Annotated in this window: 7 protein-coding genes and 1 tRNA gene; 3 read left to right on the top strand and 5 right to left on the bottom strand. The window is 69.6% G+C overall.

Annotated features, from left to right (window positions below):
* Positions 1 to 130: 130 nt before the first annotated feature.
* The 4 genes from FJ309_03345 to lpdA all read right to left on the bottom strand — a co-directional run bounded on the left by FJ309_03345 (position 131) and on the right by lpdA (position 9066).
* Complete coding sequence (locus tag FJ309_03345) at positions 131 to 2995, bottom strand: 2-oxoglutarate dehydrogenase E1 component (protein MBM3953650.1); 2865 nt, start codon at positions 2993 to 2995, stop codon at positions 131 to 133.
* Positions 2996 to 3096: 101 nt separating this feature from the next.
* Positions 3097 to 4431: a pyruvate dehydrogenase gene (locus FJ309_03340; GenBank protein MBM3953649.1), complete on the bottom strand. Its 1335-nt coding sequence runs from the start codon at positions 4429 to 4431 to the stop codon at positions 3097 to 3099.
* A 65-nt stretch (positions 4432 to 4496) separates the two neighbouring features.
* Positions 4497 to 7226 (bottom strand): pyruvate dehydrogenase (acetyl-transferring), homodimeric type, encoded by a 2730-nt coding sequence (aceE, locus tag FJ309_03335; protein MBM3953648.1) that lies wholly within the window; start codon positions 7224 to 7226, stop codon positions 4497 to 4499.
* A gap of 400 nt (positions 7227 to 7626) precedes the next feature.
* Positions 7627 to 9066, bottom strand: coding sequence for a dihydrolipoyl dehydrogenase (lpdA, locus tag FJ309_03330; protein MBM3953647.1), 1440 nt, complete (start codon positions 9064 to 9066; stop codon positions 7627 to 7629).
* Positions 9067 to 9187: 121 nt separating this feature from the next.
* Here lpdA and FJ309_03325 point away from each other — a divergent pair, with 121 nt between their 5' ends.
* Together FJ309_03325 and FJ309_03320 are read left to right on the top strand one after the other, a co-directional pair.
* Positions 9188 to 10729 carry a hypothetical protein gene (locus tag FJ309_03325; protein MBM3953646.1) on the top strand — a complete coding sequence of 514 codons (1542 nt, stop codon included), beginning with the start codon at positions 9188 to 9190 and terminating at the stop codon, positions 10727 to 10729.
* A gap of 49 nt (positions 10730 to 10778) precedes the next feature.
* A tRNA-Leu gene (locus tag FJ309_03320) sits at positions 10779 to 10860 on the top strand.
* 146 nt (positions 10861 to 11006) lie between these two features.
* Here the strand turns inward: FJ309_03320 and FJ309_03315 are convergent.
* Positions 11007 to 11957 (bottom strand): hypothetical protein, encoded by a 951-nt coding sequence (locus tag FJ309_03315; GenBank protein MBM3953645.1) that lies wholly within the window; start codon positions 11955 to 11957, stop codon positions 11007 to 11009.
* A 457-nt stretch (positions 11958 to 12414) separates the two neighbouring features.
* Between FJ309_03315 and FJ309_03310 the strand changes: the two genes are divergently transcribed.
* A complete protein-coding gene (locus FJ309_03310; GenBank protein ID MBM3953644.1) occupies positions 12415 to 16806 on the top strand; it encodes a tetratricopeptide repeat protein in 4392 nt (1463 codons plus the stop codon).
* Positions 16807 to 16832 lie beyond the last annotated feature (26 nt).

The raw sequence follows: 16832 nt of genomic DNA, 5'->3' as shown, positions 1-16832 counted from the left end.
GGAGACGGAATCGGCTCGGGGAGGGCTTCGGGGGGCCGCCCGGCTCCGCGACTAGTTGACCATCGGACGGGCGGGCTTGGAAACCCCGGCGGATCCCGCTGCGGCCGCCCGCACCGGCACCGTCCGCGGCTCACTCCTGGAAGGCGGCGGTGAGGAGCTCCGCCTGCTCGAGGTCGTGGCTCTTCTTCGAACCGGTCGCCGGACTGGCCGCCGCCTGCCGGCAGACCCCGACCAGCGGGAACCGGTCGCAGAGCTTCTCGCCGAAGTGGATCCGCATGAAGCGCCACGCGCCCATGTTCTCCGGCTCGTCCTGGACCCAGACCGCCTGCGTGCCGGCGGTGTAGCCCCCGAGGACGCGCTCCAGCTCGGCCTTCGGCAACGGGTAGAGCTGCTCGACGCGCACGATCGCGACGTCGCCGCGGCCGAGATCCTTGCGGCGCTTCTCGAGCTCGTAGGCGACCTTGCCGCTGCAGAGGAGGATCCGGCGGACATTGGCGGCGGGGATCGAGTCGTCGCCGATCACCTTCTGAAAGCCCCCCGCCGCCAACGCGTCGAGCGTCGAGAGGCATTCCGGGTGGCGCAGCAGGCTCTTGGGAGTGAACACCACCAGCGGCTTGCGGAACATCCGCAGCACCTGGCGGCGGAGGCAGTGGAACATCTGCGCCGGGGTGGTCGGCTGGACGATCTGGATGTTGTCACGGGCAGCCTGCGACAGGAAGCGCTCGAGGCGGGCGCTGGAGTGCTCGGGCCCCTGCCCCTCGAAGCCGTGGGGGAGGAGCATCACCAGCCCGGAGAGCCGGTTCCACTTGTCTTCCGCGCTGACGATGAACTGGTCGATGACCACCTGGGCGACGTTGACGAAATCACCGAACTGCGCCTCCCACATCACCAGGCCGTCGGGGCAGTCGAGGCTGTAGCCGTACTCGAAGCCGAGGACGCCCGATTCCGACAGCGGGCTGTTGTAGATCTCGACCGGCGCCTGGTCGCTGGCGAGGTGCTCGAGCGAACACCACGTCTCGTCGGTGACGACGTCGTGGATCACGGCATGGCGGTGGCTGAACGTGCCACGCTGGCTGTCCTGCCCCGACAGCCGGACGCGCATCCCCTGGGTGGCGAGGGTGGCCAGGGCGAGGGCCTCGGCGGCCGACCAGTCGAGCGACTGCGCGCCCGCCGCCATCTGCTGCCGACCTTCGAGGAACTTGGTGATCTTCGGATGGGGCTGGAACCCCTCCGGCAAGGCGACCAGGCGCCCGAGGAGATCGACCAGACGGTCGCGCGGCACGGCGGTGTCGACCTCGACGGCATCCCGTTCCCGGCCGCCGACATACAACGCCCACAGCCCGCCGGCCTCGTTGGGCTGGGTGTAGTCGTCGCGCTTCGCGGCCGACAGCTCTTCGTCGAGGCGGCGACGGTGCTCATCGGCGATCCGGTCGGCCTCCTCGCGGGAAACCTCACCCAGCGCCAGCAGCTTCTCGAGGTAGCTCTGGTGCACGCTCGGGCGCCGCTCGATGACCCGGTACAGGGCCGGCTGCGTGAACGCCGGCTCGTCGGCCTCGTTGTGGCCGCGGCGCCGGAAGCAGTACATGTCGATCACCACGTCGCGCTGGAACTCGCGACGGAAGTCCATCGCCAGGGCGACCACCTGGGCGACCGCCTCGGGATCCTCGCCGTTGACGTGGAAGATCGGGATCTGGAGCATCTTCGCCACGTCGGTGGCGTAGGTGCACGACCGTGCCTCGCCGGGCCCGGTGGTGAAGCCGATCTGGTTGTTGACCACGACGTGCAGCGCCCCACCGACGCGGTAGGCGTCGAGCTCGCTGAGGTTGAGCGTCTCCTGGATCACCCCCTCGCCGGCGAACGCCGCGTCGCCGTGGATCAGGATCGTCATGCCGTGCTGCCGCGACGGGTCGCCGGCCCGGTCCTGCCGGGCGCGGAGCCGTCCGATCGCCACCGGGTTGACATACTCGAGATGGCTGGGGTTGAAGCACAGCGTGAGGTGGACGTCGTGGCCGTTGGCGGCGGTCCGGTCGGTCGAGTGGCCGAGGTGGTACTTGACGTCGCCGCGCCCGACGTGGAGCTCGGGATCAAGGTCGGCGAACTCGCGGAAGATCCGCTGCGCGCTCTTCCCCATGATGTTGGCCAGGACGTTGAGCCGGCCGCGGTGTGCCATCGCCAGGACGACGTCGTCGATCTCGTGCGACGCCGCCCGTTCGATCGCCATGTCGAGCAGCGGCACGAGCGTCTCGGAGCCCTCGAGCGAGAAGCTCTTGGCCCCGAGGAAGCGCTTCTGGATGAACTCCTCGAACACCGCCGCGGTGGTCATCTGCCGGTAGATTCGCAGCTGCTGCTCGCGGTCGAGCTGGATGCGGTTCTCGCAGCCCTCCATCCGCACCTGGAGCCACTGCCGCACGCGGAGGTCGTCCATGTGCATGAATTGGACACCGATCGAGCGGCAGTAGGTGTTGCGCAGCCGCTTGATGATCTGCCGCAGCGTCATCGACTGCGGACCCTCGATCGTGTCGGTCGAGAAGGTCCGGTCGAGGTCGTCCTCGGTGAAGTGGTAGAACGACGCCTCGAGCTCGGGCAGCCCGGGGCGGGGACGGCCGAGCGGATCGATCTCCGCCATCAGGTGGCCGCGGACGCGGAAGGCGCGGACGAGCTGGTCGACGCGGTCCTGGAGGAACGCGACCCGATCCTCGCCGGCGGTCCCCGTGGCGACCGGCGGCAGGGGCAACGGCTTGGCCTCGCCGGCGGGGGCGTCGGGAAGGCGAACCGTGCCATAGGCGATCGCGACGGCACGCGCCGTGGCGATCCCGTCGGGGGTCATCAGCTCCGACGTCAGGTGCGCCTCCCCGACCGGCTCCGCGGCATGGCGATTGTGGCTGGCCGCGTGCGGCGCGGCCCGCTCGGCGACCGGCCCCCAGGAGAGCGTGTCGAAGTAGCCGCGCCAGTCGGCCGGCACGCTCGCCGGGTCGGTCTGCCAGGCGGTGAACATTTCCTCGACGAACTCGGGGCTGGCGCTCCCGGCCAGGTCCACCGCGTCCACCGGCACGTCGATCGTCGTCACGAGATGGGTTTCCAGATTGAAGCGGGATGTCAGCGGGCCAGCAGCAGCCGGCCGGGGCTCTCGAGGTAGCCGATCACCTCGGAGAGGAAGCGGGCCGCCGCGGCGCCGTCGACGAGGCGATGGTCGTAGGACAGCGACAGCGGCATCATCAACCGCGGCTCGATCCGGTCTTCGTGGACGACCGGCATCTTCCGCGACCGGCCGACGAGCAAGATCGCCACCTCGGGCCAGTTGATGATCGGCGTCGAGTAGGTGCCGCCGATCGCGCCGAGATTGCTGATCGTGAACGTGCCGCCCCGGAGATCCTCGAGGCCGTACTGCGCGTTCTTCGCCTTGTCGGCCGTCGCCGCCACGGCCTGGGCGATCTCGGGAATCGAGAGCGTGTCGCAGTCGCGGAGCACGGGGACGACCAGCCCGCGCGGGGTGTCGACTGCGAGGCCGATGTTGACGTAGTCCTTGTAGACGATCTCCCCCTTGTCGGTGTCGATCGTGGCGTTGATCGTGGGGTGGAGCCGGAGCGACAGGCTCACCGCCTTGATCACGAAGCTCAGCGCCGTGAGCTTGACGTTGGCCTTGGCATGCTCCTCGGCGCTCGCCTTACGGAGCCGCTCCAGCTCGGTGACGTCGGCGTCGTCGAAATTGGTGAGGTGCGGGATCGTGGTGACGCTGCGCACCATGTTGGCGGCGATCGTCTTGCGCATCCGCGACAATTGCTCGCGGCGGATCGGCCCCCAGTCGTCGCTCTCGCCCCCCGCCCCGCGGGACCGCACGGCCGGCGTGCCGCCCGGGCGCGCCTGCCCGGCCGACTGCCGGACCGCGGCGACGACGTCCTCGCGGACGATTCTCCCTCCCGGACCACTGCCGCGCACGGCCGCCAATTCGACGCCCAGCTCGCGCGCCAGGCGCCGCACCGCGGGGCCGGCCGGTTCGATCGTCGCAGGCGGCTCGGGGGCGGGGGCGGCGGGCCGGCTCGGCGGCGCGCTTGCGACCGGCTCGGGAGCCGGCGCGGCGGGGGGCGCGGAAGCCGCCGGCCGCGGCGCCGGCGCGGCCGGCACGGGGGCTGTGGCAACCGGGGCCGCGGGAGCCGGGGCTGGCGCCGCGGTGGCCGCCGGAGACGGGGCGCCGGCCGCGCCCCCGAGCGTGATCAGCGCTTGGCCGACCGTGACGGTATCTCCCTTGGAGACGAGGACCTCGGCGACGGTGCCCCCCGGCGGGCAGGGCACCTCGATCACCGCCTTGTCGGTTTCCACCTCGAGGATCGCCTGACCCGGGCGGATGACGTCGCCGGGCTTGACGAACACGGTGACGACGTCACCGGAGGCGATGTTCTCGCCCAGGTCGGGCAGCTTGAATTCGGTGGCCATGCTGGTCGCTTCGGACGGAGGAAGGGAACGGGAGGGAAGCGGGGGTGACGGAGGCGGCGGACGGGTCAGGCCAGCGCGGCGTCGATCTTGTCGGGATTCACGCCGAGCCGACGGATCGCGGCGGCGACGACATCGGCGTTGATCGCGCCCGCTGCCGCCAACCGCGACAGCGTCGCGATCACGACGCATTCGGCGTCGACCTCGAAGTGCCGGCGGAGCGGACCGCGCGTGTCGCTGCGCCCGAAGCCGTCGGTGCCGAGGACGAACAGGCCGCCAGGGATCCACGGATCGAGCTGCTCGGGGACGGCGCGCACGTGATCGCTGGCGGCGACGAACACGCCATCGGCCGCGCCGATCGTGGTCTCGAGGTAGCTGCGCCGCGGCTCCGCCTCGGGGTGGAGCATGTTCCAGCGCCGGCACTCCTGGGCGTTGCGGCGGAGCTCCTTCCAGCTGGTCACGCTCCACACCGTCGAGGCGATGCCGTACTGCTCGGCGAGGATCGCGGAGGCCCGGATCACCTCGCGGAGGATCGCACCCGATCCGAGCAGCTGCACGGGCGGCAGACGCGGCGCGACCGCCGGGCCGTTGGCCGGAACCTCGCGGAGCCGGTACGCCCCCTCGAGGATCCCCGCCTCGCAGCCGGCGGGCATCGGTGGCATCTCGTAGTTCTCGTTGTAGACGGTGATGTAGTAGATCCACTCTTCGCTCTCGGCGTACATCCGCCGCATCCCGTCGAGCATGATCACCGTCGTCTCGTAGACAAACGCCGGATCGTAGGCGCGGACGGTGGGGTAGGCCATCGCGAACAGGTGGCTGTGGCCGTCCTGGTGCTGGAGCCCCTCGCCCGCGAGCGTCGTCCGCCCGGCGGTGCCGCCGAGGAGGAAGCCGCGCGCCCGGCAATCGCAGGCGGCCCAGATCAGGTCGCCGATCCGCTGGAACCCGAACATCGAGTAGTAGATGAAGATCGGGATCATGGGCACGCCATGGCTGGCGTAGGCCGTCCCGGCGGCGATGAAGCTCGACATGCTCCCCGCCTCGGTGATCCCCTCCTCGAGGATCTGGCCGTCCTTGGCCTCGCGGTAGTAGAGGAGCTGGTCGGAGTCGACCGGCTCGTAGAGCTGGCCGGTGTGGGCGTAGATACCGCACTGCTTGAACAGCGGGTCCATCCCGAACGTCCGCGACTCGTCGGGGACGATCGGCACGATGTGGCGGCCGACCGACTTGTCCTTGAGGAGCGACGCCATCAGCGTCACCGCGCCGGTGGTCGTCGAGACCTCGCGGCCGGCGCTCTTCTCGATGAAGCCGAGGTAGTCGGCCAGCGCCGGCGTCTTCAGCCGCGGGCTGTCGGTCGGCCGGGAAGGGACGTAGCCGCCGAGCGCCTCACGCCGTTCGCGCAGGTAGCGCATCTCCGGAGAATCCTCGGCCGGGCGGTAGAACGGGGCCTTGGCCACCTCGTCGTCGGAGATCGGGATGCCGAACCGCGAGCGGAAGGCGCGCAGCTCTTCCTCGTTGAGCTTCTTCTGCTGGTGGGTGACGTTGCGCCCCTCGCCGACCTCGCCGAGGCCGTAGCCCTTGATCGTCTTGGCGAGGATCACGGTCGGGCGGCCGTGGCACTGCATCGCCGCGGCGTAGGCGGCATAGACCTTCTCGGGATCGTGGCCGCCGCGGCGCAGCTTCTTGAGTTTCTCGTCGGAGAGGTGGGAGACCATCTCGGCGAGCTCGGGCGCAACTCCGAAGAAGTGCTCGCGGATGTAGTTGCCGGGCATGACGACGTACTTCTGGAACTGCCCGTCGACGACCTCGTTCATCCGCCGGACGAGCAGCCCTTTGTCGTCGCGCTCGAGGAGCGGATCCCACTCGTCGCCCCAGATCACCTTGACGACGTTCCAGCCGGCACCCCGGAACACCCCTTCCAGTTCCTGGATGATCTTGCCGTTGCCGCGGACCGGCCCGTCGAGGCGCTGGAGGTTGCAGTTGATGACGAACACGAGGTTGTCGAGGCGCTCGCGGGCGGCCAGGGAGATCGCCCCGAGCGTCTCCGGCTCGTCGGTCTCGCCGTCGCCGATGAAGCACCACACGTGCTGCCGGCTGGTGTCCTTGATGCCACGGTCCTGGAGGTACTTGTTGAACCGCGCCTGGTAGATCGCCATCAGCGGCCCGAGCCCCATCGACACGGTGGGGAACTCCCAGAACCCGGGCATCAGCCAGGGGTGCGGATAGCTCGACAGTCCGCCCCCGGTGGCCAGCTCGCGACGGAAGTTCTCCAGCTGCTTCTCGCTGATCCGCCCCTCGAGGAACGCCCGGGCATAGATCCCCGGGGAGGCATGTCCCTGGAAATAGACCTGGTCACCGGAGCAGTCGTCGCCACGGCCACGGATGAAATGGTTGAGGGCGACTTCGACCAGGGTCGCCGAGGAGGCGAACGTCGAGATGTGGCCGCCGATGCTCTTGTCTTCGCGGTTGGCACGGACAACCATCGCCATCGCGTTCCAGCGGATGATGCTCTTGATCCGCCGTTCGATCTCGCGGTTGCCGGGGAACGGGGGCTGGCGGTCGACGGGGATCGTGTTGATGTAGGGGGTGGTGACGGAGAACGGCAGCGGCACGCCGAGCCGGGCTGCTTCCTGCTCGATCGCCTGCAGCAGATACGCGGCGCGATCCTCACCCCGGCTGGAGATCACGTAGCGGAGCGAGTCGAGCCACTCCCGCGTCTCCGACGGATCGGTGTCGACCGCAGTCACCCCATCCCCCCGGGCGGGGGTATCGTTACCGCCGGGCGCGACGCCCCCAGGCATGCCGCGGGGCGCACCGTTCCCTGGCGGGTCGGAGCGACCGTCGGTCGTGCGGATCTCGGGACTGGCCATGGCGCAACTCCCTCGCGGTGGGTGAAAACCCGACATTATTCCCCCACTGCCGCTGACCGTAAAGGCCGCATCATCGGCGCGGATTGACACGCGCTCTCTGCCGGAAAAGCCCTCCCGGCCCGCTGGCTGCCCGGGCATCGGACCGTTGCCGTTGCAGGAAACACCGCGGAGCAGCGACTGCCGCCTGGGCGGCATGCACCGAGCCGAGCGGTTGCACCCCGGTCATCCGTGACCGGCACACCGACTCGCTTGCATGAAGTTAGGGGACAGGCAGCCCTTGTTTCCCCCAAGCCTCACCCGCTCCACGGCCCGCAGGTCGGCCCCGCCGGCCTCAGCGGGCCAGCGCGTCACCGCGCGGGCGGTAGATCTCGGTCGCCGTACCGAGGTGGTTTTCGGCCGAGAACGCGACCGTCTCGCCGAGGGTCGGATGCGGGTGGATCGTCTCGGCGAGGTCGCGGGCCGTGCACCCCATCTCGATCGCCAGCGCCCCCTCGGCGACCAGTTCGCCGGCCCCGGCGCCGACGATCCCCACCCCCAGCACGCGCTCGCTTTCGGGATCGACGACCAGCTTCGTCAACCCGTCGGTCCGGCCGAGGGCCTGCGCCCGCCCGCTCGCCGCCCAGGGATATCGGCTGATCTCGACGGTCCGCCCCGTCGCGGCCGCCTCCTGCTCGGTGAGCCCCGCCCAGGCGATCTCCGGATCGGTGAACACCACCGCGGGAATCGCCCGCGGCGCGAACGCCGCCGGCTCGCCATGGAGTCCCTCCACGGCCACCTTCCCCTGGTGACTCGCGCGGTGGGCGAGCATCGGTTCGCCGCAGACGTCGCCGATGGCGAGGATCCGCGGATCGCTCGTCCGCTGGCGGTCGTCGACCTCGACGAACCCGCGCTTGTCGATCGTCACGCCGGTGAGCTCCAATCCGATGCCGTCGGAGTTGGGACGGCGGCCGACGGCGACCAGCACCCGGGAGAACTCCCTGGTCGACGCCCCCTCCGGGCCCTCGAAGTGGACGCGGATCGCCCCCCCCGCGGGGGTCGCGACCTCCTCGATTTTCGTCACCTTCGTGCGCAGGTGAATCCCGGCGAACAGTTTGTCGAGCCGCTGGTGGAGCGGCTTCACCAGGTCGCGGTCGGCCCCGGGAAGGAGGCCGTCGGTGAGCTCGACAACCGACACCCGGCTGCCGAGCTCCGCGTAGACCGTTCCCATCTCGAGCCCGATGTAGCCGCCGCCGATCACCAGCAGCGACTCGGGGATCTCCTCCAATTCGAGCGCCGACGTGGAATCCATCACCCGCTTGGTCGGGAGGTCGAAGGCAGGGATCCGTGCGGGACGCGACCCGGTCGCGAGGATGCAGTGGTCGAACGACAGCGTGTGCGACGCGCCGGCGGGATCGGTGGGGGCCACCTCGAGGGTCGAGGAGCCGGTGAACCGGGCCGTGCCATGGATCACGGTCACGTTGCGACGCCGGGCGAGTTGGGCGAGGCCGCCGGTGAGGGTGGCGATCACCTTGTCCTTGCGGGCCCGCAACGCGGCGACGTCGATCGTCGGTTTGGCGAAGGCGATCCCCCAGGCCTCCATCTCCCGCGCTTCGGCGATCACCCGGCCGACATGGAGCAGGGCCTTGGAGGGGATGCAGCCACGCAGCAGGCAGGTGCCGCCGAGCCGCGGATCACGGTCGACGAGCGTCACCGTCATCCCCAGGTCGGCGGCGAGGAAGGCGGCGGCGTAGCCGCCGGGGCCACCTCCGAGAACGACGAGCGGGGCGTGCATCGCGTGACTCCGGAACCTCGGCGGGCGGCGCCGCCCGCGGCGTCGGCCGGTCGGGGAGCACGAGCCGGGATCGCCCCCGACGGCCTGCTGTTGTAGTTTCAGCCGCGCGAGGGTTCAAGGAATGCCGCGTCCCCGCCACGCCCTGTCGGCCGCCGCCAGCGCGTCCCATTCCGACCGGCGCGACGTCGCAGTCTCCGTGCCATGGTGCCGCTTCGCGCTCCTCGACGCGCGTTCCCTTGCCGCCTTCCGGATCGCGCTGGGATGCATCGTCGTCGCCGACGCCGGGGCGCGGACGCGAGACGTGGCGACGATGTTCGCCCCCGACGGGATGTTTCCCGTCGAGGTGCTCCGCGACGCCCTCGGCGGTCCGACCGCGTGGTCGTTGGCATGGCTCGACGACTCGCTCCCCTGGGCGCGTGTCCTCCTCGCGCTCCAAGCGGGCGCCGGCGCCGCCGTCGCCCTCGGCTGGCAGACGCGTTGGGCGACGGCACTGGCATGGATCGTGGTCGTCAGCGTGGTCCGTCGGACGGCCCCGGCGACGAACGCCGGCGACCTGTGGCTGGGCTGCCTGCTCCTGTGGGGCATCTTCCTGCCGCTCGGGGCCCGGTGGTCGGTCGACGCGAGCACCCGACGAGGGGTCGCGACGGCAGCGCCGAGCAACGCCGTGACCCTGCCCGCCACTGGCGCGCTCGTGATCCAGATCGCCGTCGTCTATCTCTCGGCGGGGATCTCGAAATGCAACGCCACCTGGCTGGCCGGAGACGCCGTCGGCCTGGCGCTGTCGATTCACGACCACGGCACGCGGTTGGGGAATTGGCTGGCGCCGTGCCACTGGCTCACGGCACCGGCCGGCTGGGCGATCGTAGCCCTCGAATTGGCCTGCGCCCCGCTGCTCCTGCTCACGCCCACGGTCGCGGTCCGCACGCGCCTGGTCGCGGTGTTCGTCCTCCTCCATGCGGCGGTCTGGGTGACGATGTCGGTGGGCCTGTTCGCCCCGGTGGGGATCGCCGCCTGGCTGGCACTGATCCCTGGTCCGGTGTGGGACCGGCTCGGTGCCGGCGTGGCCGGCGCGACCGCTTCCAGCCCCCCGCCGTCAGGACCACTCGCGATGGCCGGCCAGGCGGGGGTGATTCCGCTCCTGGCGGTGGCGCTGGCCAGCGCCGCGCTCGCCCATCGGTCGGAGGGAACGCCGATCCCCGACGGGCTGCGGCTGGCGATTCGCCTCTCCGCCCTGGAGCAAGACTGGCGGATGTTCGGCGACGTGCGTCCGCAACAGCAATGGACAAAAGCCGAAGCCCGGGTCGCCGACGGTCGGATCGTCGATCTGCTCCGGAACGGCGAGCCGGTGGTCCCTGGGCCACCGGCGGGAGGGTATTCCTCCCTGCTCCATCATCGCTGGCACAAACTCTGCTGGGACCTCCACCGACCCGTGCAGCGGCGCTTTGCCGCGAGCCTGGCGGCGACCCTGGCCTCCCGTTGGAACCTGACCCATCCCCACGGAGTGAGGGTCGAGGAGGTGGAGATTCGCACCGGCCGCCGCCGCGGCGAGGAGCAGCAGGAGTTCCTCGTCGCCGCCTGGCCGGCCCGTTCACCCGCCGGGCGCGGCAACCTCGAGCGGTTTCTCTCGAGCCCTCCGGCCGCTGGCCCTGATGCCGGGCAGTGACAGGGCTTTCGCTGCGTCACCGGATAGGATGAGCGGGCGGCTCGACCGGGCGAGAGTGGCGAAACTGGCAGACGCGCTGGATTTAGGTTCCAGTGCCGAAAGGCGTGCGGGTTCGACTCCCGCCTCTCGCATGCCCTTTGGCGGTCCGATCGGCTCGCCGCCCGTGGAGCACCACGATCGGTCGCGGAACGCGGCCGGCTGCGTTACGGAAAACCTGCGATGTTTCCCGCGGTCGTCCACGCGGAGACATGCCAGGGCTGGATGTGTCCAACGACAGTCACCGGCGCAGCGGGGCGGCGACACGGATCGGCTTGGAGCGGAGGGTTCCCGGATCGACTTCCGCCGGTTCATTCGCCGCCCCGTTCGCGGTGGCCGGCCCGGCGACAGGTTCGACGTTGGTCGCCAGACGAGTGCCGTCCGTTCCCGCTTCGGCCTCGACCGTGGGCCGGGGCGCGGTGGGTGCCGGCTTCCGCCGGGCACGCCACTGGGCGAGCGTGGACGACGGCTTGGGCGGAGCAGACGACGACGGTTCGAACAGATCGTCGGCCGCCTTGGGCTTCGGCGGCTTCGGCGCCGAGGGTTCATCCTTCTCGACGGCAGGCGCGGGCGGCACGGGCGGCACGGGTTCGGCGGGCGCGGCCGACTTCTCCGCCTCGGCAGCGCCGCGTTGGGGTGCAGCTGCAGCCGGCTCGGGCAACGTGTCGGCCTCGCCGCCCTCGTCCTCCATCGCTTCGTCAGCGACACCACCTTCCTCCTCGATCCCGGGAACCACCGACTTCGGCGGGGAGATCGGAACGGCCTGTTGTTCGAACGACGCCGGTTTGACGACGTTGCCGGGCCAGCGGCGCCAGTTGGTCTGGTAGTAGCCGAAGCGGTCCGGACGCACCGGGCAATGGGCCGGGCAGCCGGGGATCTCGGGCCCCCCGGAGTGATGACGCGAGAGCTTGCGCGCCTGGCACTGCGGGCAGTCGGCACGCTCGCAGGAATCCCCCTTCGTCGCCCGGTGGCGCACGCCGCCTGCGGGCACGACCCCGCTGCCGGTGGCGTTGTCCCCCGGTACCGCGAGAACCACTCCCGACCGATCGGCGGGTTCCGCTCCCGTGGCCGCTCCCGCGGGGTGGGCGATGACCGCCGTGGCCACTGCCAAGGTGGCACACGGGATTCCGAAGCGGCGGACGAGGAACGACGCAACCGCACGGGCGGGAAGCGCGGGGATTCGGCGAGTCATGGCGATGGCACTCCGGAGCGGTTCCCGAAGGTCGTGGGGTATTCGGCGGCGCCCCGTGGCGTCATCGCCGGCACGACCGGATTCTTTTCTCCAATCGTCACAATCGGTCGCGGACTTTGGCGGACGTCCACGAAGCCGAGGGAGTGCGCTCCCTCCCCCCCGAACCGCGCCACTTCCGTTCCCGAAGCCGGCCTCGCGACGGCAGTGATGGCGCAGCCCCCGCCGGCTCGGAAAACCGGTGCAGACCGTGAGTTTTTTGCCCACGAACCCGGTGATTTGCTAGAATAGGAATTCCCCGAAGGTGTGTCGTGGCCGCCACACGACACAGGCTGCCGTAGTCTCCCCGGCCGGCCGCGGTGTTGACGCCGTCCGGCCGGTTCCAAGCCGATCCCCACCACCCACATGGTGGGGATTGTAGTGGCGGACCTGTGGCTTTGCTCGCCCCGAGGCTCTCGCGATGAAGAGATTCAACGTCGCTCTGCTCGTCGGCCTGCTGGTTGTCGTGCTGGCGACGATGATCGGCGTGGCCGTGGTCCACCGTTTCCAGTTGTGGCGCAACGCCGGAGGCATGAAGCGACTGGCGGCCCAGCGCCTGGCCGAAGGGCGCCGCGATGACGCGCTGTTCCTCTATTCACGCTACATGGACATGCGACCGGACGACGCCGACGCCGGGGCCGAGTATGCGAAACTCGTCCTCGACCGGGCCCAGGCGGTACGCGGGAGAGTCGACCTCATCGCCACCTACAAGCTCGCCGAAGACGCACTGCGCAAGAAGCCCGACGACCGTGATCTTCGCTTCAAGTTGGCGCAGTTCTTGTTGAACGCGGGGAATGGTGCCGAAGCCCGCGACCACCTGCTGACGCTCCGGTCAGGCATTCCGGAGGGGACAGACGGGCAGACGGCGGCGGCTGGCGATGGGGCAGGGGACGGCGGTGCCGTGGAATCCGCTCTCGCGGACCACGAAAACCCCATCACCGTCGACATCATGCTCGCCAGAGCCGAGACGGCGATGGGCAAGTTCGAGGAAGGGCTCGCCACCGCGGCACGGATGATCGGCTTCGACCTGCAGACGCGGGCGTTCGTCGACGACGCTCCGGCGGTGCCCGGAACCGGCGGCTCGTACCTCATCGTCGCCACGATCCTCACCGAGCGATTCCGCGACCAAGCCACCGGCGACCGCGTCATGGGACGGTTGGTCGAAGCGCTCCCGAACGATCCGATGGCCTGGCTGGCCCGCGCCCGGTGGAACCGGCAATTCGGCAACCTCGACGCCGCCACGGCTGACCTCGACACGGCGCTGGCGCTCGCGTCGGACAACCCCGACATCCTCTTCACCGCCTTCGAGGTGGCGCTCGCGAAACGCGAGTACGACAAGGCGCGGGGATACATCGAGGAAAACATGGTCCGGTTTCCGCAGGACGAAAAGGTCGTCCGGGGCCGGGCGGTGTTGGCGATGCAGCAGCAACAGCACGAGCAGGCGATCGAGGTCTTGGAGGAAGGCCTGCGGACCCGCCCCGACAATCCGGCCTTCATGACGATGCTCGTCGACACCTTCTTCGCCACGAACCGAATCGACGACGCCGCCAAGACGATCACGCGGTTGCGCGAGGTGGTCGGTGCCGATCATGCGGCCGTGGGGATGTACGAAGCCCGGACGCTGATGGCGCGGCAGGAGTGGAACGACGCGAGGCGCCGGCTCCTTGCGGTGCGCCCGCTGGTCAGCCAGTCCGAAGAACTGACTCGCCAAGTCGACCTGCTTCTCGGGCAGTGCTTCGACCGGCTCGGTCAATTCGACCAGCAGGCCGAGGCGAACCGGCGGGTCCTGCAGGACAGCCCGGAGTCGTTCGCCGCCCGCGTCGGAGTTGCATCGGCCCTGCAGGCCGCCGGGCGACGCGACGAGGCGTTGGCGGAATTCGAAGCGATCAGCCGTTCCTTCCCCGCCGATCGGCTCCCGTCGGCACCGCAAATCTGGAAGCCACTCCTCGAACTGCGGATCCAGAACCAGCTCCAGCGTCCCGTCGCTGAACGCGACTGGACAGAAGCGGACAGCGTCGTCGCGATGCTGCGCGAGTCGTCGGCAATCACCGATTCCCAGCTCACCCTCCTCCAAGCCGAGGTCCTGATCCAGAAGGGGGAAATCGACTCTGCCATCGACCTCCTCCAGCGGGCCCGAGATTCCGCGCCCGAGGACCCTCTCCTCGCCGTCGGCCTGACCAAATCGCTCGCCCAGTCGGGCCGGATCATCGAGGCCCAGGCCGTCGTCGAGTCGTTACCGCCGGAGATCAGGAACTCCGCTGCTGTCCTCGGTGCGGAGATCCGGGTCGCACAGATGGCGAAGGCGGACGAGGCCCGCGAACTGCTCGCCCGGATCGAACGGGACAGCGACAAACTGACGGCCCTCGAAGCCGCCGACGTGCTCAGCGGCGTGGCGGCGGTGCACGCGGGGAGCGGGCGCGAGGAGGAAGCGGAGCGCATCTGGCAGCGGGTCCTCGAAAAGAGCCCCAACGACGTGCGGATCCGGTCCTCACTGATGGAGTCGGCGCTCGATCAAGGAAATGTCGCCAAGGTCCGTCAGTACGCGAAGGCCCTGGTCAACGTCAGTGAGCCCGATTCACCGCAAACCCGCGTGGCGAAAGCCGCCGTCCTGATCGTCGGGGCGTTTAAAGCGCGACGCGACGGCGAGGATCAGGTCGCCGACATCAACGGGAGTTCGTTGGACGCGGGGCGCGCGGTCGAGGACGCCCGGGCCATGCTCCTCGAGGCCGAAAGCGCCAGACCAGGGTGGCCGCTGATCCAGCAATTGTTCGCTAACGTCTCGAACCTCCAAGGGGACGTTCCGGGTGCGATCGGGCATCTGCGCGAAGCGCTGTCCCGCGGCGCCTCCAATCCCAACGTGGCGACGAAACTCGCCGCGATGCTCTACGACACGCAGCAACTCGACGAAGCCCGTTCCGTGCTTGCCCGCGTGGGCGGAGTCGCGTCGCAGGGTGTGGAACGCATCACCGCCGAGATCCTTCTCCGGGAGGGGCGCAAGGACGAGGCCGTCCGCCTCGCACGGGAGGCGGTTCCCGAAGACTCGACCCAGCCCGACTCGTTTCTCTGGCTTGGCCGCCTCCTCGCCCGCTGCGGGCAAGGCACGGCCTCGGAGAGCGCGCTGCGTCGGGCGGCTGAGCTCGCTCCGACGCGTGGGGAACTGTGGATCGAATTGTTGGGGCTGCAGATCGCCAATGGCCACCGGGCCGAAGCAGAACGAACCCTCGAGCAGGCACTCGAGTCGATCGCACCGGAACGGCGCGACCAGTTCTCGGGACTGGGGTACGAAGTCCTCGGACAAAACGAGACGGCCGAGCGGCATTACCGCGCGGCGGTCGCGACCCACGCCGACGACGTCGTCGCCGCCCGCGCGCTGGCTGATTTCCTCGTTCGTCGCGGGCGCGTCAATGAGGCACGCTCCGAGCTGGAGCGGATCTGCTCCCTCCCTGCCGAAGGTCCCACCGCGGACGTGAAACGGTGGGCCCGTCGCATGATCGCCACGCTGGCCGGGTCGAATGCCACGTTTCGGACTCTCGAAAAGACCACGTCGCTGCTCGAGCAGAACGTCGGTGACGACGGGAAGCGTTCCCCGGAGGATCTCGAATTACTCGTCGGGTTGCTGTCCGACCGGCCCGAGCCCGCCTGCTGGCGGCGCAGCCTCGAGTTGCTCGGCGAACTGCGTCGCCAAAAACCCCTGTCGCTCAATCACCGGATCCTGCAGGCTCAAGTGCACGACAAACTCGGTGACTGGGAAGCCTGCCGCCGGGATCTCATCGAACTGGTGTCGACGCCCTCGAGTCCGCCATGGCTGTACACGATCCTGATCGAACTGCTCATTTCCCACGGCGAGATGGAGAGCGCCCGGACCTGGCTGCAGAAGCTCCAGTCACTCGCCGGCGGATCGCCGATGGCCCTGGCGCTGGAGGCCAAACTGGCCGATGCGATGAACGACCGCGACCGGGCGATCGCAGCCGCCCGCCAGTTGATGCCAGCGGGCCCCGTCGGGCAGGAGCAGGGGCCACAGCTGGCGATGGTCGCAAAGCTGCTCGAGGAGCTGGATTTCCCGAAGGCTGCCGACAAGGTCCTGACGCAATACGCCGAGATGACGCCGCAGGGCGGATTGGCCCGCGCCGAGTTTCTCGGACGGCAGGGCCGACCGGCGGAGGCGTTCGACGTCTTGGAGACGCTCTGGGATCGGGTCGCCGTCGAGCGCTTTCTCCAGTCGGCGGTCAACGTCTTCCGCGCGGCACCCGACGGTCTCGACGCCGAGCAGCGCCAGCGTCTCGATCGCTGGTTTGAAAAGGCGAAGCGGCAGGATCCGGGGTCGGTCCGGATCGCGATGGTCGAAGCCTTGCTGCAGGAGACCGAAGGCCGGCTGGCGGAGGCCGAGGACACCTACCGGAAGATCCTCAGCCGTCCTGACGTCGCGCCGATTCATTCAGCCGTCGTGGCCAACAACCTCGCCTTCCTCAAAGCCCATCCGGACACGGTCGATGAGGCCCGGCGGTTGATCGACTCCGCGATTCTCGAGCTCGGTCCCCATCCCGACCTTCTCGACACCCGCGGCTTGGTTTGGCTCGCCGCCGGCGAGACGAACCAGGCGATCATCGACATCACCGAATCGGTGCTGACTCCCTCGCCAGCGAAGTACCTGCACCTGGCGTTGGCACAACTCAAGGCCCAGCAGACCGACGAGGCCCGGGTTTCGCTGGAGAAGGCACGGGAATTGGGACTCGACGAAAAGAAGCTCTCGCCGGATGACAGGCGGCGCCTGCAGATGGTCGAAGAGGCGGTCAGCCAGCCCGTCGGCGCCTGATCGACGGCGAAGGGTCGGGCCTCGAT

Source organism: Planctomycetota bacterium, from assembly GCA_016872555.1.
Classification (GTDB): Bacteria; Planctomycetota; Planctomycetia; order Pirellulales; family UBA1268; genus F1-20-MAGs016.
The sequence above is the reverse complement of the archived record's forward strand: the minus strand, read 5'-3'. Positions and strand labels throughout refer to the sequence as shown.

Coding starts and splice junctions, on each gene's coding strand:
- FJ309_03345 (MBM3953650.1), bottom strand. CDS start 2,995: ATGTTCACCGCCTGGCAGACCGACCCGGCGAGCGTGCCGGCCGACTGG.
- FJ309_03340 (MBM3953649.1), bottom strand. CDS start 4,431: ATGGCCACCGAATTCAAGCTGCCCGACCTGGGCGAGAACATCGCCTCC.
- aceE (MBM3953648.1), bottom strand. CDS start 7,226: ATGCCTGGGGGCGTCGCGCCCGGCGGTAACGATACCCCCGCCCGGGGG.
- lpdA (MBM3953647.1), bottom strand. CDS start 9,066: ATGCACGCCCCGCTCGTCGTTCTCGGAGGTGGCCCCGGCGGCTACGCC.
- FJ309_03325 (MBM3953646.1), top strand. CDS start 9,188: ATGCCGCGTCCCCGCCACGCCCTGTCGGCCGCCGCCAGCGCGTCCCAT.
- FJ309_03315 (MBM3953645.1), bottom strand. CDS start 11,957: ATGACTCGCCGAATCCCCGCGCTTCCCGCCCGTGCGGTTGCGTCGTTC.
- FJ309_03310 (MBM3953644.1), top strand. CDS start 12,415: ATGAAGAGATTCAACGTCGCTCTGCTCGTCGGCCTGCTGGTTGTCGTG.